Below are 25807 nucleotides of genomic sequence, written 5' to 3'. Positions count from 1 at the left end.
GGCGCTATGGGGAGGCTGCGTTATTGAGAACAAAACACGCAGCAACACTTCACCCGGTCCGTGCAGCAAAAGTAACGGCCACGCTGCATGCCCATTTGCGTCACCGCAGACGTTTTCTTTTTCAAAGGTAAGGCAAATCACGCATGGCACTTGAGTATCTCAAAAAAGCGACCCTGACCGCGCAGTCTGGCGCATCGGATGTCCATGAACTTGTTCAAGGCATCCTCACGGACATCGAAGAAGGTGGCGACGCCAAGGCGCTGGAATACGCGGCCAAATTCGACAAATACGATGGCAACGTCATTCTCACCGCGCAAGAGATTGAAGCCGCAGCAGCATTGGTCCCACAGAAGCTGAAAGAAGACATTCAGTTCGCGCATGACAACGTTAAACGGTTTGCCGAAGCACAAAAAGCGACGGTCAGTGATATCGAGTATGAGATCGTACCGGGCTTTATCGCTAACCAAAAGGCAATTCCCGTCGATGCTGCTGGTTGCTACGTCCCCGGCGGACGCTACAGTCACATCGCCTCCGCAATCATGACCGTGACAACAGCAAAGGTTGCGGGTTGTAAGCATATCGCTGTTGCATCGCCGCCCCGCCCCGAAGTCGGCGTCGCGCCCGCCATCATATACGCAGCCCACATCTGTGGCGCAGACAAGATCATGGCAATGGGCGGCGTGCAGGGTGTCGCGGCGATGACCTTTGGTTTGTTTGATTTGCCCAAAGCAAACATTCTTGTCGGCCCGGGCAACCAGTTCGTCGCCGAAGCCAAACGCATCCTCTTTGGACGGGTCGGTATCGACATGATCGCCGGACCAACCGACAGTCTGATACTTGCGGATGAATCCGCCGACCCGCATATCGTTGCCACGGACTTGGTGAGCCAGGCCGAGCACGGCTATAACTCACCTGTTTGGCTGGTCACAGATGACCGTGCGCTGGCCGAGGACGTGATGAACCGCGTTCCAGACTTGATCGCCGATCTGCCAGAAGTGAACCGCGACAACGCGGCGGCCGCGTGGCGCGACTATGCCGAGGTGATCCTTTGTGCCGACCGTGAAGAAATGGCGGCTTGCTCTGACGACTATGCTCCAGAGCACCTGACCGTGCAGGCCGCAGATCTGCCGTGGTGGCTGAATCGGCTCAGTTGCTATGGTTCGCTGTTCCTTGGTGAAGAAACGACCGTGTCTTATGGCGACAAGGCGACAGGCACGAACCACGTTCTGCCAACATCAGGCGCTGCGTCATACACAGGCGGCCTTTCGGTCCACAAGTACATGAAGATCGTGACTTGGCAGCAAGCAACGCAGGAAGGCTCCAAGCGTGTGGCCGAAGCGACAGCGCGCATCTCGCGCCTTGAAGGCATGGAAGGCCATGCACGCGCTGCTGATGTGCGTCTGGCCAAGTACTTTCCCGGCGAAAACTTTGACCTGACGCCGCATGGCTGATCCCAGCGATCTCTTTGACCTGACGGGTCGTGTGGCTTGTGTCACTGGCGCAAGTGCCGGGCTTGGGCAGCGGGCAGCGATCACGCTGGCAGCTGCTAGGGCCAAGGTGGTCGGTGTGGCACGCCGTGCAGAGGCGCTAAATGACTGGGCGGCATCTATTGGGGATACCGCTGCCGTCGTCTCGGCAGACCTTTCGCAACGCGACCAGATCAGAGAGATTGCAGACCGGATCAGTGCACCCTTCGGGGTGCCTGACATCGTCGTGCATGCCGCCGGAATAAATACCCGCGAGGCAGCCGATGACGTCACCGACGCCGGGTGGGACGTGACGATGAACCTCAATTTGGCGGCACCCTTCTTTCTGAGCCAAGCCTTTGCGCCCGCAATGAAAGCCAAAGGCTGGGGGCGCATCGTCAACTTCGCCTCACTGCAAACAACGCGCGCCTTCCCCGGCGGCGTCAGCTATGGCGCGTCGAAGGCGGGCATCGGACAACTGACCCGCGCGATGGCAGAAGCATGGTCCAAGGATGGGATCACCGCCAACGCAATTGGGCCGGGCTTCTTTCCCACCGAACTCACCGGACCGGTCTTTGCCGATCCCGAACGCGCGGCGCGGAACGCCGCAAACACCTGTATGGGCCGCAACGGGGCGCTCACGGACATCGACGGCCCCCTTCTTTTTCTTTGCTCTGAGGCGTCCGCTTATGTGACCGGACAGGTCCTGATGGTGGACGGAGGATATACAGCCAAATGAAAGCGCTTGTTTACGACGACGTGGAAACGCTTGTGTACCGGTATATGGCCGATCCCGTGCCTGCTGCCGGGCAAAGCCTGATCCGGATCGAGGCATCCGGCATCTGCGGGTCAGACATGCACGCTTATCTGGGCCATGATGAACGCCGCCCTGCCCCTATTATTCTCGGACATGAAGCAGCGGGTACTGTCGAAGGTGGTGCGCTGAACGGAAAGCGCATGACGATCAACCCTTTGACCACCTGTGGGCTATGCAAGGCCTGCAAGTCTGGCCGCGACAATCTGTGCCCGGACCGGATGATCATATCAATGCCACCACGCGAAGGGGCTTTTGGCGAGCTTGTCGTGATGGCGGATCGCAATCTTGTTGAAGTACCTGACGATGTACCGCTTGCGAAAGCGGCCTTGGCGGAACCATTGGCCTGCGGTTGGCACGCGGTGAGATTGGGTGCCGACGCACTCGACATTCCCATCGCAGAAGCACGATGTGTTGTTGTCGGTGGTGGCGCAATCGGCGTGGGCGCTGCCCTTTGCCTAAGGGCATTCGGCGCCACAGATATTCACGTGATCGAACCTAATGCGGTACGCCGTGAAACCCTCGAGCATATCGAAGGCTTCACGGCGGTCGAACCCGGGACAATCACCGAAGCTGATCTTGTGATCGACGGCGTCGGTTATGCCGCGACCCGGGCAGATGCCACCGCCATCACCCGGCCCGGTGGTGTGATTATGCATATTGGTCTGGGCGAGGCGACGGGCGGCTTGGACATTCGCCGCATGACCCTGCAAGAAATCACTTTCATCGGCACCTACACCTACACGGCGCAGGATTTTCGCGACACGGCTGCCGCCATATTTGACGGGCGCCTTGGTGCACTGGACTGGACAGAAGAACGCCCTTTGTCCGAAGGTGGACAGGCCTTTGCAGATATTCGCGCAGGGGTCGTGGCCGCACCAAAGATCATTCTGCGGCCCTAATATTCGACAAAACCCCAAGGAGGTTTGACCATGTACAAGCACATCATCGTTCCAATGGCGCTGAACCACGGCATTGCAGAAACAACAATGGAGATCGCGCGCACGCTTTTGACTGATGGCGGCAAGATCACCGCCCTGCACGTGCATGAAGCCCCCAACAACTCGGTTGGCGCCTATGTTGAACAATCGGTCATGGATAACGCCTTTAAGAGCGCCAAAGCCGAAATGGACAAGCGCGTTGCGGCGATGGACGGCGTCGACGCGGTGACAGTAAAAGGTCACAGCGGTCGCACCATTGTCGATACAGCAACCAGCTTGAAGGCCGATTGCATCGTGCTGGGTTCACATAAACCTGGTTTGATCGACTACCTTCTTGGATCGACCGCAGCGCGCGTCGTACAGCACGCACCTTGTGCTGTGCACGTGGCCCGCTACCCCAATTAGACTTCCCTTTAACCCAAACGCCCAGCCATGGGCGTCATCAGGAGACCCCAGACCTTGAGTATCAGCAGACGAATCGTGGATGACTTTGTCGCCAACGATGTATCCTTCATCACCACTGTGCCGTGTAAGCAGCTGGCCGGTGTGATCGACGAAGTCGAAGCACGCCCCGAAATCTTCCACATCCCGTCCAACAAAGAAGACGAGGGCATGGGTCTTTGCGCCGGTGCCTTCATGGGTGGTAAACGCCCTGCGATCATAATGCAGAACACAGCGATTGGTGTAACCATCAACACGCTGGCGACGCTGACACAGTATTACCGCATGCCATTGCCGATGCTGATCAGCTACCGCGGTGAGCTGCGCGAGCCCGTGGCCTGTCAGGTCGAGATGGCCGTGCATACCAAGGCGCTGCTGAACCAGATGAACATCCCGACTTATCACTTCCATAAGGAAGAAGATGCGGATGAGTTGGATGCGATCCTGAAATACACTTTCATGTGCAACAAACCTGTGGCGATCCTGACGGATGCGTCCTTCTGGGGAGGCTACGGCGACCAATGATCCGTTCAGAAATCCTACGCGAAATCGCACCTATCCTGCATGACAATCTGGTTGTCTGTAACATCGGTCTACCCAGCCAAGAGCTGCACATGATCGACGACAATGCCAAGAACTTTTACATGCTGGGCACAATGGGCCTGTCCTCGTCCATCGGTCTTGGCCTTGCGCTGGCACAGGACAAGACTGTCATCTCGATAGATGGTGACGGTTCTGTTCTGACGAACCTTGGCACGCTGCCAACCATTGCCAACAACGTAGCGGATAACTTCATCTTGTTGATCATCGACAATGGGTCCTACGGCTCTACCGGCGACCAGCCGACCTATGCTGGCAAGAAAACCAAGCTCGAGAACGTCGCAAAGGCCTGTGGCTGCGAAAACGTTGTGGTTTGTGACGATGTGGACACCGGCAAGGTCCTGCAAGACGCCATCGACAGCAAGCAGATGACCATCATCGTCAGCAAATGTGACAGCGGCAACATCAAGCTGCCGGTGATCACGATGGACCCTGTTGTTATCCGTGATCGCTTCATGAAGGCCGTGGCCAGCTAAATGGCCCCAAATATCCACTCCAGTGAAGATGCCCGACGTCTCGCACGCAAACGTCTTCCCTGGATGGTTTTTGACTATATCGACGGTGCCGCTGGTGCCGAAACAGGGGCCGCGCGCAATCGTGCGGCCTTTGACAATTTGGAACTGCGCCCGCGTATCCTGCGCGATGTGAGCGACAGGTCGCTTTCTGTACCGCTATGGGACAAACCCACCAAGGCTCCTTTCGGCATCAGCCCCATGGGCATGTGTAACCTCTCCGGTCCCGGTGCTGATATGATGCTGGCAAGGTTGGCCGTGCGCGAGAACGTGCCTTTGGGCGTGTCCACGGTCGCCTCAACAGCGATGGAGCCGCTGATCGAAGAGGCCGAGGGCAATGCATGGTTTCAGCTGTATTTCAGCGGCGACGGAACCGGCACTTTCAAATTGGTGGACCGAGCCAAAGCTTGCAGGATACGACACCATCGTCCTGACAGTCGATGTGGCCGAAGTAGGCCGCCGCCCGCGCGAGCTGCGCCACGGCTTTACCATGCCGTTCAAGATCGGCCCCAAACAGTTCATCGACTTCGCCCTGCACCCGCGCTGGTCGCTGACGTCACTTTTTGCGGGTAAACCGCAGATGGCGAATTTCGACATGGACGGCTACGACTTCGACCGCACCGAAAGCCGGGCCAAAGCCGATTGGGACACGCTGGCCCGCCTGCGCGACATGTGGCCCGGTAAACTGGTCGTCAAAGGCGTGCTGGACACAGAGGACTCAGTCGCGCTGAAAACCGCAGGTGTCGACGCGATCCAAGTATCCAGCCACGGTTCACGCCAACTGGACAGCGCGCCGCCACCTATCCTTAAGCTTGCAGAAATCCGCAAGGCCCTCGGCCCCGACTACCCGCTGTTCTACGACACGGGTCTGCGTGGTGGTGAAGACGTAGTGAAAGCCTACGCCCAAGGCGCCAACTTCACCTTCTTAGGGCGCATCCTACAATTCGCTATTGCCGCTGGCGGTGAGGAAGGTTTGCACGAACTCTGGTCTGTTATGAAATCAGAAACCAGCATCACGCTTGCCCAAATCGGCAAGCGTGCATTGGTTGAAGATCAAACCGCAAACCGCTAGGCCGCAATTGCGCCTTCCGAGGTCACCCCGTCAAAGGGCACCCACTTGATATCACCATCGTATCGTTGGTCCATTTGTCCATCCGCGTTTAACGTGAACAAATGCAGCCAGCGATTGTCAAAGAGCGCCCGCACATTCGGATGCTTCTCCAAGATCGCGGCGATCGCCTCAGCCGGTGCTTCCACACAGACCGACAGACGCAGCGGGTCATGGGCATAGCCTTCACCATCATGCACCGACTGCCACGGCAGACCGGTGCGCAGCGCACCACCGTTGCCCTCAACCACACCGATCCCGCCAGTAACATTGTGAAGCAACTTATTGCCCGCACCAAACAAGTCAGGGGCAACAACCGAGCCATAGTATTGCAGACTGATCCAACTGGCCACGACCACAGGCGCGGTCAGGATCAACTCCAGAACACCGAACCCTTCGTCTTTCTGCCAGTCGTAGTCGTGCAGAAACGCCCGACCGGCAAGCCCTTTGCCCTTTGTCCGCGCCCGCGGTGCTGCAATAAACGCCTTACAACCGGCCAACGCCCACTCGGGTCTGGTCTCGGACCAATCGCGGCTCCGTTTGCTGACATCATCCCCATTCGCCGCGCGCGGCAGGCGCAAAGCACGCTCGGTCCGCGCCAGTTTACCGGCCGCGGCCAGCCAATCCTGTGCTGTCGCGAGGTGGCTCTGGTGGGAATGCCCCGGAAAGTCAGCATCGTAGATCGTCACATCATCCGTCGTCGTGTCGTGCAGACCACCAACGAACAGCGTGTCTTCCGGGATCTTAATCCCGTTCTCTGCCAACCCGGCGCGCACATCCTTATCGTTGAGAATACCCGCCAAGAGCCGCGCATTCACTTCACCCGTGTATCCCCCGCACGCACCGCAATGCAGCGCGCTGGCATGCGGGTTGTTCACCACATTGGCGCCATGCCCAAAGAGCAGAACGAGAGGCGCAAAATTCTCGGTCATCGACATGGCACCAAGGATAGACGTCGCCGCACCGATCCGATCCTCAAGACCAAAGCTTTTATCCAGCATGGGCGCCTGACTGTCCGGCCCTTTCGCCGCATCCACACCCAGCGCGTCGCGCAAAAGCTTGCCCACGTAGATCGGACCAGAGGCCTCCACAAAGGCAAAGGATGATACAGCCGCCAGCTTGAACCGCCCCCAGGCACGTTTGGCGCGGGCGCTGAAACGTGCAGTCTGATCCGCCACCGCATCGGCACCGGCATAGCTCGTCACACCGTGGTTCAGCAGTACAGGCAGACGCTTTTCAACAACATCCGACGCAAAGCTTTGGTGCGATGCGGTCAAACCAAAGAAGCCCGCAAAACCCAATGTCTGAATGCGCGGATCAACGCTCTCTAATGCGCGGCGAAACACCTCGGACCGCACATCAATACAAAACGCCGCCTGCAGCGCAGGCCGCCCCTCCAACGCAGGCTCAGATGATGCGCCTAACGTCTCGGCAAGTCCGCGCTGTCCAGCGAACTCAGCGGCGGCCTGCAACGCGGCATCAATCAACTGATCCTCAGACGGTTTGACAGGTGTGGCATGCGCCGCACGCACCTCCTGCCATTTCGCCTCAATCTCTGATCCGTAGTGCGTATAGAGCGCCTGCTCCCAAATCATCCGAATGGTCAGAACATCCACCAGCGTCAAGTCAGTACCACCGGCCAGCTCTGCTTCCCAAAGACGGTAACGGGCAACCTGTGACCAACCGCCCAAACCCAACAACAGCTGGTGGAAGTAAGTCTCGCTCTCCTCAGCACGCAGCTCCAATACATCCGCGGCATCAACCAGCGCCGTCCGCGCGCGCGCTGCGGTATTCGCGACCAAGCTGCCAAACCCGTAAAGGCCTGCGATCTCGGCCGTCAAATCGCGACTGGCAAAGTCACGCCAGACATCAAATGCCCGGCGTCCTGGCTTGTTCTGCCAGAGCGCTTGACCGGCATCGAAGTAACCAGCTGCCCAAACGCCAAACCGCTCTTCCACGATACCCGGCCAGTCGATGCCCGACACCTCTGCCGCCAGATCCGCCACTGTTGGCAAAGCGACGGTGGCAGCGGATGCACCTTCTGCAGCCGCTTTGAGCGTCGCGACATCCTTCGCTGCACCCGGGAACTGGGCCAATGCAGCCATCAAATCCGCATCGTTGATGGTCCCATCACTGATCTTTGCCTGATACCAGTCGCGCGGCATGGTCACGGCAGTCCCGGAAATCCGGCCCAGCAATGCGCCAACTTGTGGCAAACTCTGCTCTGTCTGGCCCAGGAATGGGTTCACGGCGACCGAAGACGACAATGGCCAAAGCGGTGGAATAGCGCGACCTGCGGCCTCTGCCTTGGCGATCACGTCCAGATGTGCGCCGGAATAGCCTGCGTTTGTTTCCGCCTTCATAGTACCGCTCCTTTGTTGTGTGGCGTCCCCTTCCAACCGCCCAAAATACGGTCGGAAATGGCATTGATATAAAGCCCGTTCGTCAGATGAACGCGCAGACCTTGCGCCGCTGGATGGTAGGACCACAAAGGCAGTGTTGCTTGTGCGAGCGCCACAAGGCCAAAGCTGATCATGGCAAGCAGGATCAATGCCCACTCCAACGCGCCTGCCTGTGGAGTCTGTGGCAATGTGCCAGCGGTCAGCCACTCCGACGCACGTTGCAGGACAAGATAGCTGAGGGTCACGGCTGCCGCATAACCGGCGGTGCGTTGTGTCAGCGCGCGCGGCGCTTCATCCGCGAATCCCTGGGCCAGGAGATAGGCAACACCGAAAATCAGGATCGCACCAAGCGCCACCGCTTGTGGGGACTTACCACCAAAGTCGAAGCCCAGACCAAGGATCGCATAGACCACGCCATAGATCGCCAACGCGACGACGAAGGCGCGTGTCACAGCGCCCAGATCTGGCACCGCAACTGGCCCGGGTTTGCGGATCGCGGCCACATTCTGTACCGCGTTGCCCGCAGACAGGAAGGCATGCGCCTTGTAAAGCGAGTGCGCCACGATGTGCAGCAGTGCCAGCGGAAAGAGCGCCAGACCACATTGCAGGATCATGAAACCCATCTGCGCGATAGTGGACCAAGCGAGCGACGCTTTCACTGTGGGCTGGGTCAGCATGACCAATCCACCAAACAGTGCCGTAAACCCACCTATCATGACCAGAATTGCTAGCACCAGCGGCGACAACAGCATTACATCTGCAAAGCGGATCAGCGCGAAGCCTCCCGCGTTGACCACACCGGCGTGCAACAATGCGGATACCGGCGTTGGCGCTTCCATCACTTCGGTCAGCCAACCATGTGTCGGGAACTGCGCGGATTTCAGGACCGCAGCCAACGCAATCAACGCTGCCGCAGCGACACCCAATCTGCCACCTGCGCCCTGCCCGGCCTCGGACAGGATTGCCGAAATCTGTGTTGTGCCATAGGCACTGACCAACAACACGGCCGCACCAATTATAGACACATCACCAACCCGCGCCATCACGTATTTCTTGTGCGCCGCCCGCTGCGCGGCTACCCGCCCGGGGTAGAACAGAAGCAGCTTGTGCAAACAAATGCTCGTCGCGATCCATGCGCCAACGAACTGCGTCACGTTCCCTGACTGCACCAGCAACAACACCGCAGCAAGAGTCGCTAAGAGCCAGAAAGTAAAAGTATCCTGCCGGTCTTCGCCATCCAGATATGTGCGGGCATAACGCACCACCACCCAGCCGATGAATGTGACCAGCAAGAGCATCACGATGCTCACAACATCAAGCCGCACCGACATTCCGACCCCGAAAAACCCCAACAAAAAGCTGTCGCCGCTCCCGTTGACCGCCAGCACGATCGCCGACAAGATCGCCACCGTGATTGCCCCCAGCGTCGCCTGTTCTGCGATTAACGCGCCTTTTTGCGCAGAGACTTCTTGTATAAAACGGGGGCGAAGGCGGCGGCCAGCAGGATAAGCGGTGCCAGAAGGGGTAGAGCGTTGAGCAACATGGGCGGTCTCCGTCGCATTGAGTTGTTTCAAGACGAGATATGTCACCCTCTTCAAGATAAAAAATACATTGTTTGCTACATACTGTTCGATTAAAGTGAACGATATGTCGGATATGAATTATAACCACCTGCGCTATTTCTGGGCCGTGGCCCATGACGGCAACCTAACCCGCACCGCCGGGAAACTGAACTTGTCGCAATCAGCGCTCTCCGTACAAATCCGTAAACTTGAAGACCGTTTGGGCCACGCGCTCTTTGAACGGCGCGGTCGACAGTTGCACCTGACCGAGGCCGGGCGAATTGCCCTGGATTATGCGGACACAATCTTTGATGCAGGCAATGACCTGCTGGGCACGCTTAGTCAGCAAGGACGCCCGCGTCAGGTCTTGCGGGTTGGCGCCCTAGCGACGCTGTCGCGCAACTTTCAGATCGAATTTCTGCGGCCGCTGCTGGGGCTCCCTGATGTCGAACTGGTGCTCCGCTCTGGCACGCTGGTTGAACTGCTGCAAGGTCTGGAAACACTCAGCCTTGATGTCGTCCTGACCAACAGCCCACTGGCGCATGACGCGATGTCAAATTTCACGTCGCAGCCTATATCGGACCAGCCCGTCAGCCTGATCGGCAAACCTTCGCGCTTGTCTGTCAAGGCACCGCTGGCCACGTTGCTGCGTGAAAACCCCATCATCGTCCCAACCGAAGACAGCCCTGTGCGCGCCGGTTTCGACCGGCTTTGCGCACGCGAAGGCATCGAACCCACGCTGGCCGCAGAGGTTGACGACGTCGCGATGATGCGTTTGCTGACACGTGAGGACATCGGACTTGGGGTATTGCCGCCCATCGCGGTCCAGAACGAGCTGCAGTCAGGCATGTTGATTGAGGCGGGGCATCAATTGGGCCTTAGCGAGAGCTTTCATGCGGTCACTGTCGCCCGCAAATTCCCCAATCCTCTGCTAGGCAAGCTATTGGCCAGTGATCACGAGGTCGCTTTGATGTGAACGGCACGGCCTACCGTTGCCCACCCCACTCCTTTATGGCTCGCCTAACAACAACTTTAGGCCACCACATGCATACTCAAACACTGATCGTCGGCGGTGGACTGTCCGGACTATCCCTTGCATATCGGCTGCAACAGGCCGGGCATGACTATCAATTGGTCGAGGCACGGTCACGCCTTGGTGGGCGGATCAAGTCTCTTGATGTGGCGGGCACAAAATTCGACCTTGGACCATCTTGGGTTTGGCCGGGCCAGACCCGTGTGGCGCAACTGGTTGATGATCTTGACCTACATCTGTTTGAGCAATGGGGCAGTGGCGATCAGCTCTATGAGCAATCCTCTGGTGACGTTCAACGCAACGCAGGCTTTATGTCGATGGCGGGGTCTTTGCGTGTTAGTGGCGGCACATCGGCATTGACTGATGCGCTTGCTGGCCGACTTGATCCGACAAGGGTGCAGACCAACAGGATCGCAAAGACAGTCCAAGATGGCCCGGCTGTAGCCTTCTCCGACGGAGAAACAGCCACTGCTGACCGGATCGTCCTTTGCCTCCCACCCCGCCTGACAGCACAACTCAGCTTCGCGCCTGCGCTACCCAAAGGTGCAATGTCTGCCCTGCAAGACATCCCGACATGGATGGGCGCACATGCCAAATTCGTGGCGGTCTACCCCACGCCATTCTGGCGCGCCCGCAGCCTGTCTGGCGATGCCAGCAGCCGCCGTGGACCCATGGTGGAAATTCATGATGCAAGCCCACGAGACGGCGCATTTGGTGCGCTCTTTGGGTTCATGGGTATCCCGGCTGACATCCGCATGCGGGCAGGCGATGCCCTGCAAACTGCAGCCGTTGATCAGCTTGCCAACCTGTTTGGGCCTGAAGCCAGTACGCCACTTGCCACTATGCTGGAAGATTGGTCGCAAGACCCGCTCACGGCGACGCCAGCTGATGCCGCCCCACCGCAAGGGCATCCACCCTATCAGATGCCAGATACCCTGCAAAACATGTGGGGCGGAAAACTGTTGTTTGCGACCACAGAGATGGCACCGGACAATGGCGGGTTGATCGAAGGCGCGCTGGCAGCCGCCGAAACGGCTGCAGCACAGATCCTAACACCTTAGACTATGCGGCGGGCATCAGTCCCGGCCCCGCCTCGGACCGCTTCGCCCGACGTTCGCCCAGCATCAGCATGGCTGGCGTGACCAGCAATGTCAGCACTGTCGCAAAGATCAAACCACCCGCAATCGCGCTTGATAGTTCGGTCCACCACTGAGTAGAGGGCGCGCCATAGACGATCTCGCGGGTGAAGAAGTTGATGTTCAAACCAATCACCATCGGCATCAGACCCAATGCAGTTGTCACCGAGGTCAGCACAACCGGGCGCAAACGCTGGGCCCCCGTCCGCAAAGCAGCCTCCAGCGAAGATAAACCTTCGGCCTTGAGCAGATTGAACGTATCGATCAGGACGATGTTGTTGTTCACCACGATCCCCGCCAAAGCGATCACCCCGATGCCGCCCATGACAACACCAAAGGGGCGCCCGGTGATCATCAGCCCCAGCAAGACACCTGCGATAGAAAACACAATCGCCGACATTACAATAAAGGCCTGCCAGAAGCTGTTGAACTGCGTGAGCAGAATCACAAACATCAACCCAATCGCTGCAAAGAAAGCGCCAATCAGGAAGGTCATCGATTCTTCCTGCTCCTCCGCCTCACCGCCGAATTCGACACGTATACCCGCGGGAAGGTCCATGGTCTCGATAGCGCCCTCAAGTGCAACCGTCTGATCATTGGGCAACACGCCGGGGGCCACATCGGCCGAGATCGTGACGACACGCTCCTGATCAATTCGGGTGATCACCCCACTGCGCGGTGCAGGCGAAAAGGACACGAAGTTCGAGATCGGCACAAGGCCCGCGTCTGTGGGCACACGCAGCACCTCAAGCTCGGCCAGTGTCCGGTCACCGGCAGGGAAGCGCACAACGATATCCACTTCGCCGTCGCCGTCCTCGGGGCGGTAATTCGCGACAGTGATGCCGCGCGTCAGCAGCTGCACTGCTTGGCCCAGCACCGCCACACTGGCGCCACTGCGCGCCGCTTCGGACCGGTCGACGGCAATTTGCCATTCGACGCCCGGGCTGGGGCGCGTGTCCACCACATCAATGAAGCCACCTAGGCGCGTCATCTCTGCCAGAATCATTTCAACGGCGGCCTCCTGATCGTCAGGATTGTTGCCCACAACCTCCAGATTGATTGGCTTGCCGCCACCGGGCCCACCCGAATCCGTCTGCACCTGCACATCAATGCCCGGGATCTCCGCCATATCGGCGCGGATGTCCTCGGCGATCAATCCGACCGTCCGGCGCGTATCCCAATCAGCCAATTCCAGCTGGATCGCGCCAATCGTATCAGTCCCATCGTTGCCGCCGCCCGAACGGGCATAGACGCTCGCGACTTCATCATAAATCGCAAGACGGGCTTCAACTTGCCGTACCAGCGCGTCTTGTTCATAGACCGAGAAGTTATCCTTCGCGCGCACTTCAACCTGAGCATAGTCAGGCTCTACTTCAGGAAAGAACGTCAGGCCGTTGCCAAGACTGCCATAAGCGACAAAGGACGCAATCAGCGCCATCATCGCCAGACTAAGCGTGGTCCATGGCCGCAAGATCGACCATTCAAGGACACGTACATAACCACCCATAAACCCCGTCATCTGACGCGGATCACCTTGTTCTGCGGCATAAAGCTGTGCCTTGGCCGTGGCCGATTGGGCCTGCCGCTTGCCGATCAGACCGCCCATGACCGGAATAAATACCAGCGCCATGAACAGCGATGCCGCAAGTGTGAAGATTACGGTGATCGGTAGGAATTTCATGAACTCGCCTACAACGCCGGACCAGAACAACAGTGGGAAGAACACACAAAGCGTGGTGGCGGTAGATGCGATGATCGGCCAGGCCATGCGTTTGGCCGCACGCGCATAGGCCTCTTTCGGGGATTGGCCCTCGTGAAGATACCTGTCAGCCAGTTCGGTGGTTACAATCGCCCCGTCCACCAGCATGCCGACAACAAGGATCAGGGAAAACAAGACCACGATATTCATCGTGAAACCCATGAAATAGAGACCTGCGACACCCGTCAGGAACGCACCCGGAATGGCCAGTCCGACGAGCAAAGATGACCGCAAACCAAGGGCGTAGACAACAACGATCATGACCAGAATGATGGCGGCTATCACATTGGCCTCTAGGTCCGACAGCATCGTTTTGACTGTTTCACTTTCGTCCAGTGTATAGCGGACCTGTACGTTTTCGGGCCATTCGGTTTGCCGCGCTTCAATCAAACTGCGAACCTCATCAACGGTTTCGATGATATTGGCGCCGACACGTTTTTTGATCTCAAGTGCCAAGGCTGGTTGGCCGTCGATACGGGCAAAACCGGTGGGGTCTTCGAATGTACGGCGTATCGTGGCGACATCCGCGAATGTAACGACGGTCTGGCCGCGCACCAGCACGGGCAGTTCCATCACATCTTCGATGTCTTCGATCAGGCCTGGCACTTTCAAAACCAGTCGACCGGCCTCGCTTTCAATTGCCCCTGCGGCAATCAACTGGTTGTTGTTGGTGATTGAACTGATCAGCTCGTTGAAGGTGATGTTATAGGTTTCAAATACAGTCGGGTCGATCAGCACTTCCATCAATGCAGTGCGTTTGCCAGCAACATCAACTTCCAACACACCGCTCAGTGCTGCGATATCATCCTGCAAATCTTCGGCCAGCGCATTCAACGTCCGCTCGGGCACCGGCCCGGACAGAATAACGGTCAGGATGGGGAACAGGGCCGTATTGATTTCGGTGACAATGACCGTCGCATCCGACGGCAAATCATCTTCAACCCTGTCGGCACCTTCGCGGACCTTGTCCAAAGCCTCATCCGCATCAAAGCCGGGTTCAAAGTCCAATTGAACAGCACCGCGCCCTTCGCTGGCTATGGCTGTCATGGATTTCAAGCCCGTAAGAGAAGCGAACTCGTTTTCCAACGGGCCGACAAGGACATCTTCGGAATCTTCTGGCGAAATCCCATCCACCGACGCCGACACAAAGACAATCGGGATCGGGATCTCGGGATTGCTCTCTTTTGGGATGGCAATGTAGGACAGTGATCCAACGGCCAGCAAAAACACCAGCACCAGCTGTACAACCTTGCTGCGGTTAAAGGCGGCATCAATCAGTGCGTTCATTGCGATACACCCGCGGTCTGCTCAGCCGCCGCCGGACGCGGATCAACCACATCGCCCGCATTCACAAAGCCTTGGCCTACAGTGATGATCGTCGCGGATTCTGGCAACCCGGTGATCCACACCCCATCTGTCTGCGCACGCACGATCGCAATGGGCGCAAAGGCGACCGTATTGTCTTCTTGCACCGTCTTGATCCCCAGATCACCATTGGTGCCGAGTGACAGGATCGCAGGCGACACAAAATGCCCGCGCGCTTGCCCTGTCGGGATAACAATACGCGCACTGAGGCCAGCCGGCATCTCGCTGTCGGGGTTGTCGACCGTCACTTCGACCCGGAAGGTGCGGGTTTGCTGATCCGCATTGGCACCAACAAAGCTGACCGTACCTGATCGTTCCTCACCTGTAATAAACCGCACCTGGGCCATTTGGCCGTTGTGAATTCGCGAAAGGGCCTGTTGGGGCACCTGAATGACCACGGTCAGCGGATCATTGTCCAGCACCTCGGCGACAACGTTTCCGGCATCAACGAATTCACCTTCGTCCAAGGTCATATCATTCAACCGACCGGCAAAGGGTGCGCGGATAATCGTATTTTCCAGCTGTTCTTCTGCTGCGGTCACAGCCGCATCTGCCGCTGCTTTCGCGGCACGTGCAGCGGCGACACGGTCTTCGGTGGCAACACCACGATCCTGCAAAGCCATGGCGTTGTTCAGGTCCCGGCGGGCTTGATCCAGCTGGGTCTGGGCCTGCCGCAATTGGGCTTCGATCGTCTCGGCGTCGATCCGGCCAATCTCTTGTCCCGCTGTCACCAGATCACCGCGCGCGGCAGATACAGAAACAACTTGCCCACTTGCTTCGGCCTGAATGTTGGTGGCGCGGTCGGGTTCGGACTGGCCTTCGGCTGTCAATACCAGTTGCACATCCTGCGCATCGGAGGGCATCACAGCGACGGCAATCGCGGCTTTCACGGGTGCTGCGACGGCCTCATCTTCGGCAGCTTCGCTGGGAATGACATAACCACTGCCCATCCAGCCAATCAAAAGCAGGGCCAGAAAACCCGACACCCACTTGGAGCGTCCCGCCCCTTTATCTGTATCAAATGTCAATTTGCTTACCAGATTCGGCTCTATATCTTGTGCCATCAGGCGTTCCTTCAAAATCTCTTTAGGCCAGCAAAGGAAGCTTCTCGCGGCCCTGAGGCGCTAGATAGGCACTTCTTGTAAGAGTTTCTAGACACGGTGCTCGCAATTTCAAACTGACAAGATGTGTCGTTTCAAACCCGCCCGAGGCGCAAAGTCGGCGAGCTGGATGCGAGTATTGTAGGGCTAAGCCAACCACGATTTGGAAGGGAAAAAACAAAAACTACGGCCGGGTTGCCCCAGCCGTAAGCCACAAATCATTCCTTTTTGTTTACCGCTAGCCTGCGTCAGGCAAGGTAAATTCAACACGCCGGTTCTGCGCACGACCTTCAGGGTTGTCGGCGCCGCTTTCTGTGCGGTTGGCAGCGATCGGGTCAGCCTCGCCCACGCCGCGTGCCGTAATCGCGTCGGCTGAGAATTCGGTATTCGCGATCAGCCAATCGCGCACGGCGTCCGCACGACGCTGCCCCAAGGCAAGGTTAAAATCAGCGTCGCCAATGGCATCCGTATGGCCTGTGATTTCCAGCGATGGAACCTCACTGAGCTTGTTTGCAACACCCGCCAGCACATCCAGTGCCGCAGGATTCAGTGAGGCATCACCAAATGAGAACAGCACGTCAGACAGCATGACCATCGCGTCAACCTCACCCTCATCGTTGACGCGCACACCCAGATCTGGGTCCGAGGCTGCCACCTCTTCAAGGCTTGGCGTTTCTTCTTCCATCACCTCATCGGCCATCGCGTCTTCGGCCATGTCTTCTTCCATCACCTCATCGGCCATCGCATCTTCGGCCATGTCTTCTTCCATCACCTCATCGGCCATCGCGTCTTCGGCCATGTCTTCTTCGATCACCTCGTCAGCCATTGCGTCTTCGGCCAAAACCTCTTCCATGACTTCATCGGTCATCGTATCGGCATTTTCGGTATCTTCTTGTGCAACGGCGGTGCTGCCCGTCGCAGCCAACAGACAAAGCATCAAAATGTAGGTCGTGCGCATCTTAGGGGTCTCCATATTCAATAAGCTTTGACCGCAGTGTGAACCACCTCTACGGCCTTATGGGAAATGAACCTTGATCATATCGGCGTCATGGATTGTTGCAGTTCGTAGAGCTGGCATCTGGACATCCACACCTGCCATATGCGCAACTAAGACATACCCAAACTGCAGGATCACCATGCCCAAACTCAAAATCTCGTCTGCCAATCTTGTTGCAACCGCGCGCGCCCGGATTGAAGAAATCGAAACAAACGACGCTATCGCGATGCTGGAAGACCCGAATGTCACCTTTGTCGATCTGCGTGATATCCGCGAGCGCCAACGCAGCGGATCAATCCCGGGCAGCTTTCACTGTCCGCGCGGTATGGCCGAGTTTTGGATTGATCCGGACAGCCCCTACTTCAAGGACATCTTCGGGGAAGACCGTACCTTTGTCTTTCACTGTGCGTCAGGTTGGCGGTCCGCGCTGACAGTAGCCGCACTGAATGACATGGGGTTTGCGGCAGCGCATCTTAAAGAAGGCTTCACGGGATGGACCAAAGCCGCAGGCCCCATCGACAGTTCTGGCAAGACCTCTTAGACCCGGCCCATGACCGCGAATGAACACGCCCCGGAGATAAGCCCGTTAGGGGTCGATGGCGTTCTGATCCGGTTTTCGCGCATCCTGACGGAAGAGGCGAACGCCCGTGCGCTCAGCTTTCGCGATCTGGTCGACGAAGCCGCCATCCCGGGCGTAACAGAGGTTGCATCATCGCTGGTTTCGGTACGTGTAGGATTTGCCCCCGAAGCCACGAACCGCCAGGCGGTAACCAAGGCCCTTGTGGCGCTGATCGACACCCATAAAACAGATGATTTCGGGCCACGCCGCCTATGGCGCATCCCGGCTGTCTTCGGGGCAGAATTCGCACCACAGCTGGACGAGGCTGCTGGGTTGGCAGGTCTGACACCGGCTCAGGCGGTCGCGCAAATCGAGGCAACAACGGTAAGGGTCATCGCCATCGGCTTTGCCCCCGGTCAGCCCTATCTGGGCATGTTGCCGCCACAGTGGAACATTCCCCGCCAGACAGAACTGACAAAAAGTCTGCCCCGTGGGGCACTGATCACAGCCGTCCGTCAATTGATCATCTGGGCAGCGGATGCGCCAACCGGCTGGCGTCATATCGGGCAAACCGCATTCCGCGTGTATCTGCCTGAAAAGCCCATACCCTTCGCTTTTGAGCCGGGCGATGCCGTCCAGTTCAAAGCTGTCTCGGACATGGAATTCCGCGCGATACAGGCAGATACCCACACCAACGGCGGCGCCACCTGTGAGGTACTGCGCTGATGGCAACCCTAACCGTTCATAGCGCTGGTCCCGGCCTGACCGTCCAAGATCTTGGGCGTCCCGGTTGGCAAGCACAGGGGTTGCCGACAGGCGGTGCCGCCGACCCGTTGGCCCTGTTGGAAGGGGCAGCATTGCTAGGCCTCAACCCGGCGGATGCCGTCGTCGAAATGATGGGATTTGGCGGTACATTCAGCGTGGATCAAGCGACACGCATCGCGCTGACCGGTGCGGTTATGCAAGCAGATATCGACGGCACGCCCGTGCCGCACAACACGACCCAATTTTTGCCAGCCCAAGCGAAACTGACCATCCGCGCTGCGCAAAGAGGGGTCTACGGCTACCTGCGCCTGGCGGGCGGCATCGCAACAGACCCCATTATGGGAAGTCGCGCCACCCATTTGACGGCAGGCATCGGCGCGCGCTTGCAGCCGGGTGACAGGCTGCCCCTTGGATCGGACCTCAACAGAATGCGTGCGCAACAAAGGCTGACCGCCCCGGATCGGTTTTCAGGTGGCACGATACGGATCATGCCCGGACCGCAAACGGATTTCTTCGATCCTCAGACCAAAGATGCGTTCTGCAACACGCAGTTCCACCGCAGCCAGAGTGGCAACAGACAAGGGGTCAGGCTGGACTACACAGGCGACAGTTTCAGTACGTCGGGTGCCCTGACCCATGTCTCCGATCTCATCGTCCCCGGTGATATCCAAATCACAGGCGAAGGTGTGCCCTATGTTTTGCTGGCCGAATGTCAGACCATCGGAGGTTACCCCCGCATCGGCAGCGTTATCCCAGCTGACCTACCCACAATCGCCCAAGCGGCACCAGACACACCGTTGCAGTTCACGTTCCTAACAATCGCCGAGGCGGACGCAACAGCCACCTCGCATGAGGCACAACTGCGCGCCATCACCAAATTGTGCCAGCCGATGATCCGTGATCCCCATGACATTGCCGATCTGCTCCGCTACCAATTGATCAGTGGGGCGACCCCCGGTGACGATCTTGAAAGGCCCTGACATGACACGCACCGTCGATCTCAATTCAGATATGGGTGAAGGCTTTGGGCCATGGCGCATGGGCGATGATGCGGCACTGCTCGATATCGTCTCATCCGCCAACATCGCCTGTGGGTTTCATGCGGGCGACCCCGATGTGATGGCCGAGACCATGCGGCTCGCGGTGGCCAATGGTGTCAGCATCGGCGCACATCCGGGCTTTGCGGACCTCAAGGGGTTTGGGCGTCGGAAACTGCCCATGCCCCACAATGAGATTGCCAATGCAGTTGCTTATCAACTCGGCGCGGCCCAAGCGATGGCCAAACGTGCGGGCGGTACGGTCAGGCACCTAAAGCTCCATGGCGCGCTTTCCAATATGGCCTCAGTCGATCACGGGCTGGCAAGAGCCTGCTATCAGGCCGCCCTCGATGTGGATCCAGACATCGTGATCATGGTACTCGCCGCGACCGCCATGGAAGAGGTCGTACGCGACCTTGGCTGCAACTGGGCGGGCGAAATCTTCGCCGATCGCGCCTACAACGATGACGCAACGCTGGTGGATCGCAGCAAACCCGGTGCCGTCCTGCACGACGCAGACGTCGCGGCCCCACGCATTCTGAAAATGCTGCAGGCAGGTGCCATCATTGCCGAATCCGGCAAACAGATACCCTGTCAGATCGATACCATCTGCTTGCATGGCGACACCCCGGGTGCTGTTGCAATGGCGGCAGGCATCCGGCGGCACCTGACCGAGGCCGGTATCACAATCGCATCGCTATAAGGAGCTGGCATGGAACTCAATGCAGACTTCACCCAACGGGTCCTGATCCAGTCCGAAGATCTCCCATGGAAAGCCTCGCCCATGCCCGGTGTCGACCGCCGTATGCTGGACCGCATCGGCGACGAAGTGGCGCGCGCGACCTCGGTCGTCCGCTACGCGCCGGGTAGCAAATTTTCGGCGCATACACATACGGGCGGCGAAGAATTCATCGTGCTTGACGGTGTGTTTCAGGATGAGCATGGCGACTATCCGGCGGGCACATATGTACGCAATCCGCCAACGACGTCGCACACCCCCGGCGCAGAGCAAGGCTGCACCATCTTCGTCAAACTCTGGCAGTTTGATCCCGAGGACCGCACACAGTTTCGCAAGGATATGACAGCTGACCTAACGGTCATTGGCGACGGGGTGAGCGGACAGCTCCTGCATGAAGACGCACGCGAAACGGTGCGCTACATCACGCTCGCACCCGGCGCAAGCTTTGCAGAAAACCCGCAAGGAGGCGTCGAACTGTTAATGATCTCCGGCACGGCAACCGAAGAAGACGAAGCGCTCGGCAAAGGCGCATGGCTGCGCCTGCCAGAACGTGCACCATTGCACATCACTGCAACGGATCAAGGCGCGACCTTCTGGATCAAAACAGGCCACCTCCCCTTTGCCCAAGCCCTCAGAGCCTGATCACCAAGCACAAAACCCCTCATCTTCACATGTTCAAAAATACCTTGGGGGAGGAGCGTAACGACGGGGGCAGCGCCCCAACCAATGTAACCTCAGGCACGAAACTCACCCGGTATCTGATCATCGTCATCAAGAACGAGCGCGGCCATCACCTCACCAACCTTGGGTGCCATCCCAAAACCAATCTTGAAGCCGCCATTGGCGATATACTCACCGTCTCGCGTTGGATGTGCGCCCAAAACCGGCGCGCGGCTTTTGCTGCGGGGTCGCACACCCGCCCAGCGCTCCAAGACTTCCGCACCGTGCAAAATCGGGAAGGCGAGCGTTGCGCGTTCCAACACATCATCAAGGCCCTCATCAGTACCGTATGGATCGTCAAATTCGCGCTCTGATGTCGACCCGATGGCCACTGTGCCATCACCATGCGGAATGATATGTAGCGCATCCGCGAACAACTGCGGCTGCCCCGCCGCATCAAACCGCAACAACGCGGCCTGCCCCTTAACGCCATTGCCGCCAATCTCTTGCATCCCGGACCAGCCAGTCGCCCAAACGACCCTGCCCTGAGGGTCGCCCTCGGCCAAAACCTCGCCCCCGAGCGCGGCCACGGCATCAGCCAACGCACGGGTCGCCTGGCGTGGGTGAATGAGAGCAGATAATGTATCATGCACGACCAGCCCTGTTGGCGAAGGCGGCATCCAGTTGGCCTCACCGCTTGAAATGACTTCCCATTGTGCCTTGCCCTGCCACAGCTCAGCCGCAATGCCAGCACGCTCATGCGCCAGCGCCACAGCCCGCGCGTCCACCAACGGCTGCAAACGGCCAGATCGGGCATAGCCCACATTAACGCCAGAAAGGTCTGCAACGTCGCGCCAGAACGCCTCGGCCATGATCAGGCTCTCAAACTGAAATGCCTTTTTCGCATTCCAGTTCTCGGGCACATGCGGCGCCAAGGCACCGACCAGCCCACCGCTGGAACCAGAAGCCACCCCATGCGGATCAATGACCCGGACCACGGCCCCGCGCCGCGCGCAGGCATAGGCCACCGACAGGCCAAAAACACCTGCCCCCATGACCGTCACATCTGCCGTTGCCATTCACGATCCTTCCGCTCAAAGATGGCGCAGTGGTAAGGCAAAGGCGCATGACAGACCAGACAGCAAAACTCGACTGGCGGGATGGTGTGCCGATCGCGACAGCCTTTGATGATCCCTATTATTCGCTGGATGACGGGCTGGCCGAAACGGCGCATGTGTTTCTGGCAGGCAACGACCTGCCCGCGCGTTTTGGCGGTGATTTCCAGATCGCAGAGCTGGGTTTCGGGACCGGGTTGAACCTGTTGGTCACATGGGCCGCATGGGCCGAAGCGGGACACCCCGGACATCTGCACTTCACGTCATTCGAAGCCTTCCCGATGCAACTACACGATATGCGGGAAGCACTTGAACATTTCCCGCAGATAGCATCTTTCGCAGAAACGCTGCTGTCTGAATGGACCCCCCAAATAGACCAAATCACGCTCACCAATGGCCCCACATTGCTGGTTGTCACCGGCGACGCCCGACTAACCCTCCCAGCATGGGGCGGTATCGCAGATGCATGGTTTCTTGACGGCTTTTCGCCCGCCAAGAACCCTGAACTCTGGGAGCCGGACCTGCTGGAGGCCGTCGGCCAACACACCAAACCGGGCGGCACTGCCGCCACCTATTCCGCCGCCGGTCACGTGCGACAAGCCCTCACTGATGCGGGTTTCGACGTCACCCGTACCCCCGGATTTGGCCGCAAACGCCATATGACGCGCGCAAGGATGCCCGATGCAGAATAACCCCCGCCTTGGCATCCTGCTGATGATCGCCACCACTTTTGTGTTCGCGGTCCAAGACGGCATTTCGCGCCATCTGGCGGAAAACTACAACGTCATCATGATCGTCATGATCCGCTATTGGTTCTTTGCGGCCTTCGTCATCACGATTGCGACCCGACAATCTGGGTCAATCCACGCGGCAGCGGCGACCAAACAACCGATCCTGCAAATCACACGCGGCACGTTGCTTGCCTTGGAAATCTGCGTGATGGTCAGCGCCTTCGTCCTGCTGGGGCTGGTCGAAAGCCACGCGATCTTTGCCTGCTACCCGCTGCTGATCGCCGCCCTTTCCGGCCCTGTCTTGGGTGAAAAAGTCGGCTGGCGCCGCTGGGTCGCCATCGGGATCGGGTTCATCGGCGTTCTTGTTATCCTGCAACCCGGCTACACTGTCTTCGCCCCGGCAGCTGTTGTCCCACTGGCCGCCGCAACATTGTTTGCGCTTTATGGCTTGCTGACGCGTTATGCGGCCCGCCAGGACACCACCACGACCTCATTCTTCTGGACCGGCACGTCTGGGGCCGTTGTCATGACCATTGCAGGCGTGTGGTTTTGGGAGCCGCTGACCGCAACCGACTGGCTGTGGATGGGTGCCCTTTGCATCACCGGCGCAGGCGGGCACTGGCTGCTGATCAAGACCTATGAGGTAGCCGAAGCCAGCGAAGTCCAGCCCTTCGCCTATCTCCAACTGGTCTTTGCCACCGCCATCGGGTTGCTTGTGTTTGGCGAAACATTGCGCCCGAATGTGGCGGTTGGTGCAGCGATTGTCGTCGCTGCGGGGCTGTTCACGCTTTGGCGCGCCAAACAGACAAAATGATGTTCAGGGGCGCGCCACCGGGCGGACCAATGGTGGCGCGCTAGATGTCGATGTCGCTGGCGGCGTTGCAGCTGGGCGTGCACGCGGTCGCACAATGGGTTTGGTCCCAATCAAGAGGTCAGTGAAACGCACAGGCCCCGTTTGTCCGGTCAACCGCGCCTCATAAATCGGGATGCTTTCGGTGACGCGCATCACGTAATTCCGGGTTTCGCGGAAGGGTATATGTTCAATCCAATCCACGACATCCATCTCAAGCAACCGCGGATCACCCCGTTCATCCATCCAGCGCAGCGGGCGGCTGGGGCCAGCGTTATAACCTGCTGCTATCATCACCGGGCTTTGGCCGAACTCTTCTTCCAGATAGGCAAGGTACGCTGCACCTAAGGTCGCGTTATACTGCCAGTCATTCGTCAACCGACCACGGGCATAAGGCAGCCCGAGATTGCCCGACACCTCGCGCGCCGTCGCTGGCATAACCTGCATCAGGCCGAGTGCACCAACGGGGCTCGCAATACCTTCGTTAAATTCGCTTTCCCGGCGCGCAATTGACAATGCCAGCGAAGTTTCCACAGGCAAATCCATTGCAGCCATATCGTGAATAGGGAAGTAAATCGCAGGTATCAGAATGCCCCGGGCAACCGCAGCTTTGCCCAGTAAGACTGTATAACGCTGCTCGTCGATCTCGGTCAGGTAAGCCCCAAGTTGGGCCAACTCTGTCGCATTTAATGTCTGTCCCAACTGCGCAAAGAACGTAAACGCCGCGCCACGTTCGCCGCTGGCAAGCAACATCAAGGCCGCCTGCACGATATCATTGTCGAAGACAGGCGCGCCCTGCCAGTCTACCTGCGTTCCAGCCAGGGTCGGGTTGAGAGGGCGGCCCACCTTTTCTGACGCCAGAAGTCCATAAAAACTGGTCTGATGCGCGGCCCCTGCGCTGTAAGCATCTGCCGCCAGATCGGCGTCACCTTTCACCTCATGCGTCCGACCAATCCAATAGTGCATGCGCCCCAAGGAAATTGGGCTACTCGACGCCCGCAGCGCATTCTGAAAATGCCCCAGCGCCTGCGCGGGGTCACCCAGATATGTTAGAGAGATATAGCCAGACAGCCACTCCAAATCAGCGTAAGACGCGCCTTCGGTCAGATAGTGGCGTGATGCCAGAATATAGGCCTGCGCGGCGCGCCCTCGCGCATTTCCCAACGGGCCAAGACGCGGCGCCAGCCCGACCAGCGGAACGGTTCACCCAAGGCAGCACCACTGGTGGAGCGTTCAAGCAGCATCTTGACCGCATCGGTCCGCTCACCCCGACCAGCCAGCCAAGCGTAACGGGCATAAGCAAAACCCGGATCTTGGCGGAGGTTTGCAGGAATTGCATTCACCAACGCCGGCAAGTTACCGGCGCGCCGGTTGTAACCAATGCGGGCAGCGCTCAATGCACGCTGTTCAGTTGACAGAAGCGGCAGCATCCGCTCTGCATCGTCCGCACGCGACCGCCAAAGCAAGGCATCAACACGTGCGGCGTGAAAGGACTTCAGTTCCTCACCAAATGCCCCCACCATCGCTGCCTGCCCGTTTTCATCCAGTCGCATGATTGATCCATGTGTCGCGCAAGGTCTCGCGCGCAGCGTCATCCTGCCCCAGCGTCAGTTGCGCCCGCGCCAGCCGCACCGCCCCCTGACCAGTCTGCGGTGTTTCGTCGCCAAACCAAGTCAGAATAGCCTCGGGCGTTACGCGATCTTCAATCAGCAATTCACCTTGGGCGCGCACGCGGCCCAACCCCGGCCAATCGGCACGGCGGGTCAAAAAATCCTGATACTCCGCAAAGTCAGCCTCGCCTGCACGGAGGCGTAGCCACATCACAACGTCAGCCGTCAACGGCCCGACGTCCTCGGCCATCTGATCTGCCACATCCCAATCCGCCGCCGTCGTCTTGATGGCTGCAATGCTTTTGGGATCAACCGACTGTGCCACGACAGGAACGGCCATTGCATATGCCAATATCAGAATCAAAGTACTTCTTAGGTTCACTGCACGCCCCTTTTTAAGAAGGAAGTTAGACTGCATGGGCACAATAACAACTCACAAACGCGGCAATCGGCGGAAACTGTGCCAATCGATGATCCAAACGAAGGGCTTGTAGGATTTGGCGTC

24 protein-coding genes and 1 pseudogene are annotated in these 25807 nt (G+C 58.5%); 16 read left to right on the top strand and 9 right to left on the bottom strand.

The window, feature by feature from the left end; genetic code table 11:
- Nucleotides 1–143 precede the first annotated feature (143 nt).
- From hisD to QTO30_RS18015, 7 genes and pseudogenes are all read left to right on the top strand, one after another.
- Nucleotides 144–1451 carry a histidinol dehydrogenase gene (hisD, locus tag QTO30_RS18045; protein WP_340425438.1) on the top strand — a complete coding sequence of 436 codons (1308 nt, stop codon included), beginning with the start codon at nucleotides 144–146 and terminating at the stop codon, nucleotides 1449–1451.
- Nucleotides 1444–2205: an SDR family NAD(P)-dependent oxidoreductase gene (locus QTO30_RS18040; protein WP_340425437.1), complete on the top strand. Its 762-nt coding sequence runs from the start codon at nucleotides 1444–1446 to the stop codon at nucleotides 2203–2205. The genes hisD and QTO30_RS18040 overlap by 8 nt, the downstream gene beginning before the upstream one ends.
- Nucleotides 2202–3182: an alcohol dehydrogenase catalytic domain-containing protein gene (locus QTO30_RS18035; RefSeq protein WP_340425435.1), complete on the top strand. Its 981-nt coding sequence runs from the start codon at nucleotides 2202–2204 to the stop codon at nucleotides 3180–3182. The genes QTO30_RS18040 and QTO30_RS18035 overlap by 4 nt, the downstream gene beginning before the upstream one ends.
- Before the next feature lie 30 nt (nucleotides 3183–3212).
- Nucleotides 3213–3626, top strand: a complete 414-nt coding sequence (locus QTO30_RS18030; protein ID WP_340425434.1) for a universal stress protein — start codon at nucleotides 3213–3215, stop codon at nucleotides 3624–3626.
- Between the two features lie 54 nt (nucleotides 3627–3680).
- Complete coding sequence (comD, locus tag QTO30_RS18025) at nucleotides 3681–4187, top strand: sulfopyruvate decarboxylase subunit alpha (protein ID WP_340425433.1); 507 nt, start codon at nucleotides 3681–3683, stop codon at nucleotides 4185–4187.
- Nucleotides 4184–4738, top strand: coding sequence for a sulfopyruvate decarboxylase subunit beta (comE, locus tag QTO30_RS18020; protein WP_340425432.1), 555 nt, complete (start codon nucleotides 4184–4186; stop codon nucleotides 4736–4738). The genes comD and comE overlap by 4 nt, the downstream gene beginning before the upstream one ends.
- Nucleotides 4739–5846 (top strand): annotated as a pseudogene (locus QTO30_RS18015) (alpha-hydroxy acid oxidase). It begins immediately after the preceding gene.
- Here QTO30_RS18015 and QTO30_RS18010 read toward each other — a convergent pair.
- Together QTO30_RS18010 and QTO30_RS18005 are read right to left on the bottom strand one after the other, a co-directional pair.
- Complete coding sequence (locus QTO30_RS18010; protein WP_340425431.1) at nucleotides 5843–8245, bottom strand: YbcC family protein; 2403 nt, start codon at nucleotides 8243–8245, stop codon at nucleotides 5843–5845. The pseudogene QTO30_RS18015 and the gene QTO30_RS18010 sit on opposite strands and share 4 nt — an antisense overlap.
- Nucleotides 8242–9858, bottom strand: a complete 1617-nt coding sequence (locus QTO30_RS18005; RefSeq protein ID WP_340425429.1) for a proton-conducting transporter transmembrane domain-containing protein — start codon at nucleotides 9856–9858, stop codon at nucleotides 8242–8244. The genes QTO30_RS18010 and QTO30_RS18005 overlap by 4 nt, the downstream gene beginning before the upstream one ends.
- 73 nt (nucleotides 9859–9931) lie before the next feature.
- On the opposite strand from QTO30_RS18005, the gene QTO30_RS18000 reads away from it, so the two are divergent.
- Together QTO30_RS18000 and QTO30_RS17995 are read left to right on the top strand one after the other, a co-directional pair.
- Nucleotides 9932–10822: a LysR family transcriptional regulator gene (locus QTO30_RS18000; protein ID WP_340425428.1), complete on the top strand. Its 891-nt coding sequence runs from the start codon at nucleotides 9932–9934 to the stop codon at nucleotides 10820–10822.
- 68 nt (nucleotides 10823–10890) lie between these two features.
- On the top strand, nucleotides 10891–11940 hold the full coding sequence (locus tag QTO30_RS17995) for a flavin monoamine oxidase family protein (RefSeq protein ID WP_340425426.1): 1050 nt from the start codon (nucleotides 10891–10893) through the stop codon (nucleotides 11938–11940).
- A 1-nt stretch (nucleotide 11941) separates the two neighbouring features.
- Here QTO30_RS17995 and QTO30_RS17990 read toward each other — a convergent pair whose 3' ends face one another.
- The 3 genes from QTO30_RS17990 to QTO30_RS17980 all read right to left on the bottom strand — a co-directional run bounded on the left by QTO30_RS17990 (nucleotide 11942) and on the right by QTO30_RS17980 (nucleotide 17197).
- The gene (locus QTO30_RS17990) at nucleotides 11942–15061 is read right to left on the bottom strand and encodes an efflux RND transporter permease subunit (protein ID WP_340425425.1); all 3120 of its coding nucleotides are present in this window, start codon (nucleotides 15059–15061) and stop codon (nucleotides 11942–11944) included.
- Complete coding sequence (locus QTO30_RS17985; protein WP_340425424.1) at nucleotides 15058–16203, bottom strand: efflux RND transporter periplasmic adaptor subunit; 1146 nt, start codon at nucleotides 16201–16203, stop codon at nucleotides 15058–15060. The genes QTO30_RS17990 and QTO30_RS17985 overlap by 4 nt, the downstream gene beginning before the upstream one ends.
- A gap of 274 nt (nucleotides 16204–16477) precedes the next feature.
- Complete coding sequence (locus QTO30_RS17980; RefSeq protein ID WP_340425423.1) at nucleotides 16478–17197, bottom strand: OmpA family protein; 720 nt, start codon at nucleotides 17195–17197, stop codon at nucleotides 16478–16480.
- 178 nt (nucleotides 17198–17375) lie between these two features.
- Between QTO30_RS17980 and QTO30_RS17975 the strand changes: the two genes are divergently transcribed.
- From QTO30_RS17975 to QTO30_RS17955, 5 genes are read left to right on the top strand one after another with little or no spacing between them, the layout of a single operon-like run.
- Entirely contained in the window at nucleotides 17376–17777 is a 402-nt protein-coding gene (locus QTO30_RS17975; RefSeq protein ID WP_340425422.1) for a rhodanese-like domain-containing protein, read from the top strand.
- A gap of 9 nt (nucleotides 17778–17786) precedes the next feature.
- Nucleotides 17787–18521 (top strand): 5-oxoprolinase subunit B family protein, encoded by a 735-nt coding sequence (locus QTO30_RS17970; RefSeq protein ID WP_340425421.1) that lies wholly within the window; start codon nucleotides 17787–17789, stop codon nucleotides 18519–18521.
- Entirely contained in the window at nucleotides 18521–19540 is a 1020-nt protein-coding gene (locus QTO30_RS17965) for a 5-oxoprolinase subunit C family protein (protein WP_340425420.1), read from the top strand. The genes QTO30_RS17970 and QTO30_RS17965 overlap by 1 nt, the downstream gene beginning before the upstream one ends.
- Nucleotide 19541: 1 nt before the next feature.
- On the top strand, nucleotides 19542–20300 hold the full coding sequence (locus QTO30_RS17960) for a LamB/YcsF family protein (RefSeq protein ID WP_340425419.1): 759 nt from the start codon (nucleotides 19542–19544) through the stop codon (nucleotides 20298–20300).
- A 9-nt stretch (nucleotides 20301–20309) separates the two neighbouring features.
- Nucleotides 20310–20978, top strand: a complete 669-nt coding sequence (locus QTO30_RS17955; protein WP_340425418.1) for a cupin domain-containing protein — start codon at nucleotides 20310–20312, stop codon at nucleotides 20976–20978.
- Between the two features lie 92 nt (nucleotides 20979–21070).
- On the opposite strand, the gene QTO30_RS17950 is transcribed toward QTO30_RS17955, so the two are convergent.
- Complete coding sequence (locus QTO30_RS17950; RefSeq protein WP_340425417.1) at nucleotides 21071–22075, bottom strand: NAD(P)/FAD-dependent oxidoreductase; 1005 nt, start codon at nucleotides 22073–22075, stop codon at nucleotides 21071–21073.
- A gap of 47 nt (nucleotides 22076–22122) precedes the next feature.
- On the opposite strand from QTO30_RS17950, the gene mnmD reads away from it, so the two are divergent.
- Together mnmD and QTO30_RS17940 are read left to right on the top strand one after the other, a co-directional pair.
- A complete protein-coding gene (gene mnmD / locus QTO30_RS17945) occupies nucleotides 22123–22803 on the top strand; it encodes a tRNA (5-methylaminomethyl-2-thiouridine)(34)-methyltransferase MnmD (protein ID WP_340425416.1) in 681 nt (226 codons plus the stop codon).
- The gene (locus QTO30_RS17940) at nucleotides 22793–23656 is read left to right on the top strand and encodes a DMT family transporter (RefSeq protein ID WP_340425415.1); all 864 of its coding nucleotides are present in this window, start codon (nucleotides 22793–22795) and stop codon (nucleotides 23654–23656) included. The genes mnmD and QTO30_RS17940 overlap by 11 nt, the downstream gene beginning before the upstream one ends.
- A 3-nt stretch (nucleotides 23657–23659) precedes the next feature.
- On the opposite strand, the gene QTO30_RS17935 is transcribed toward QTO30_RS17940, so the two are convergent.
- From QTO30_RS17935 to QTO30_RS17925, 3 genes are read right to left on the bottom strand one after another with little or no spacing between them, the layout of a single operon-like run.
- Nucleotides 23660–24856, bottom strand: a complete 1197-nt coding sequence (locus tag QTO30_RS17935; RefSeq protein ID WP_340425414.1) for a lytic transglycosylase domain-containing protein — start codon at nucleotides 24854–24856, stop codon at nucleotides 23660–23662.
- Entirely contained in the window at nucleotides 24796–25245 is a 450-nt protein-coding gene (locus QTO30_RS17930) for a hypothetical protein (protein ID WP_340425413.1), read from the bottom strand. Before QTO30_RS17930 ends, QTO30_RS17935 begins: the two co-directional genes overlap by 61 nt.
- A complete protein-coding gene (locus tag QTO30_RS17925) occupies nucleotides 25232–25684 on the bottom strand; it encodes a hypothetical protein (protein ID WP_340425412.1) in 453 nt (150 codons plus the stop codon). The genes QTO30_RS17930 and QTO30_RS17925 overlap by 14 nt, the downstream gene beginning before the upstream one ends.
- Nucleotides 25685–25807: the final 123 nt, after the last annotated feature.

It is taken from the genome of Yoonia sp. GPGPB17 (assembly GCF_037892195.1).
In the GTDB taxonomy this organism is placed as follows: Bacteria; Pseudomonadota; Alphaproteobacteria; order Rhodobacterales; family Rhodobacteraceae; genus Yoonia.
This window is presented reverse-complemented; position numbering and strand designations above follow the sequence as displayed.

Excerpts from the sequence above, each read along its gene's own strand:
- hisD (WP_340425438.1), top strand. The coding sequence starts at position 144 with ATGGCACTTGAGTATCTCAAAAAAGCGACCCTGACCGCGCAGTCTGGC.
- QTO30_RS18040 (WP_340425437.1), top strand. The coding sequence starts at position 1,444 with ATGGCTGATCCCAGCGATCTCTTTGACCTGACGGGTCGTGTGGCTTGT.
- QTO30_RS18035 (WP_340425435.1), top strand. The coding sequence starts at position 2,202 with ATGAAAGCGCTTGTTTACGACGACGTGGAAACGCTTGTGTACCGGTAT.
- QTO30_RS18030 (WP_340425434.1), top strand. The coding sequence starts at position 3,213 with ATGTACAAGCACATCATCGTTCCAATGGCGCTGAACCACGGCATTGCA.
- comE (WP_340425432.1), top strand. The coding sequence starts at position 4,184 with ATGATCCGTTCAGAAATCCTACGCGAAATCGCACCTATCCTGCATGAC.
- QTO30_RS18010 (WP_340425431.1), bottom strand. The coding sequence starts at position 8,245 with ATGAAGGCGGAAACAAACGCAGGCTATTCCGGCGCACATCTGGACGTG.
- QTO30_RS18000 (WP_340425428.1), top strand. The coding sequence starts at position 9,932 with ATGTCGGATATGAATTATAACCACCTGCGCTATTTCTGGGCCGTGGCC.
- QTO30_RS17995 (WP_340425426.1), top strand. The coding sequence starts at position 10,891 with ATGCATACTCAAACACTGATCGTCGGCGGTGGACTGTCCGGACTATCC.
- QTO30_RS17990 (WP_340425425.1), bottom strand. The coding sequence starts at position 15,061 with ATGAACGCACTGATTGATGCCGCCTTTAACCGCAGCAAGGTTGTACAG.
- QTO30_RS17985 (WP_340425424.1), bottom strand. The coding sequence starts at position 16,203 with ATGGCACAAGATATAGAGCCGAATCTGGTAAGCAAATTGACATTTGAT.
- QTO30_RS17980 (WP_340425423.1), bottom strand. The coding sequence starts at position 17,197 with ATGCGCACGACCTACATTTTGATGCTTTGTCTGTTGGCTGCGACGGGC.
- QTO30_RS17975 (WP_340425422.1), top strand. The coding sequence starts at position 17,376 with ATGCCCAAACTCAAAATCTCGTCTGCCAATCTTGTTGCAACCGCGCGC.
- QTO30_RS17970 (WP_340425421.1), top strand. The coding sequence starts at position 17,787 with ATGACCGCGAATGAACACGCCCCGGAGATAAGCCCGTTAGGGGTCGAT.
- QTO30_RS17965 (WP_340425420.1), top strand. The coding sequence starts at position 18,521 with ATGGCAACCCTAACCGTTCATAGCGCTGGTCCCGGCCTGACCGTCCAA.
- QTO30_RS17960 (WP_340425419.1), top strand. The coding sequence starts at position 19,542 with ATGACACGCACCGTCGATCTCAATTCAGATATGGGTGAAGGCTTTGGG.
- QTO30_RS17955 (WP_340425418.1), top strand. The coding sequence starts at position 20,310 with ATGGAACTCAATGCAGACTTCACCCAACGGGTCCTGATCCAGTCCGAA.
- QTO30_RS17950 (WP_340425417.1), bottom strand. The coding sequence starts at position 22,075 with ATGGCAACGGCAGATGTGACGGTCATGGGGGCAGGTGTTTTTGGCCTG.
- mnmD (WP_340425416.1), top strand. The coding sequence starts at position 22,123 with ATGACAGACCAGACAGCAAAACTCGACTGGCGGGATGGTGTGCCGATC.
- QTO30_RS17940 (WP_340425415.1), top strand. The coding sequence starts at position 22,793 with ATGCAGAATAACCCCCGCCTTGGCATCCTGCTGATGATCGCCACCACT.
- QTO30_RS17930 (WP_340425413.1), bottom strand. The coding sequence starts at position 25,245 with ATGCGACTGGATGAAAACGGGCAGGCAGCGATGGTGGGGGCATTTGGT.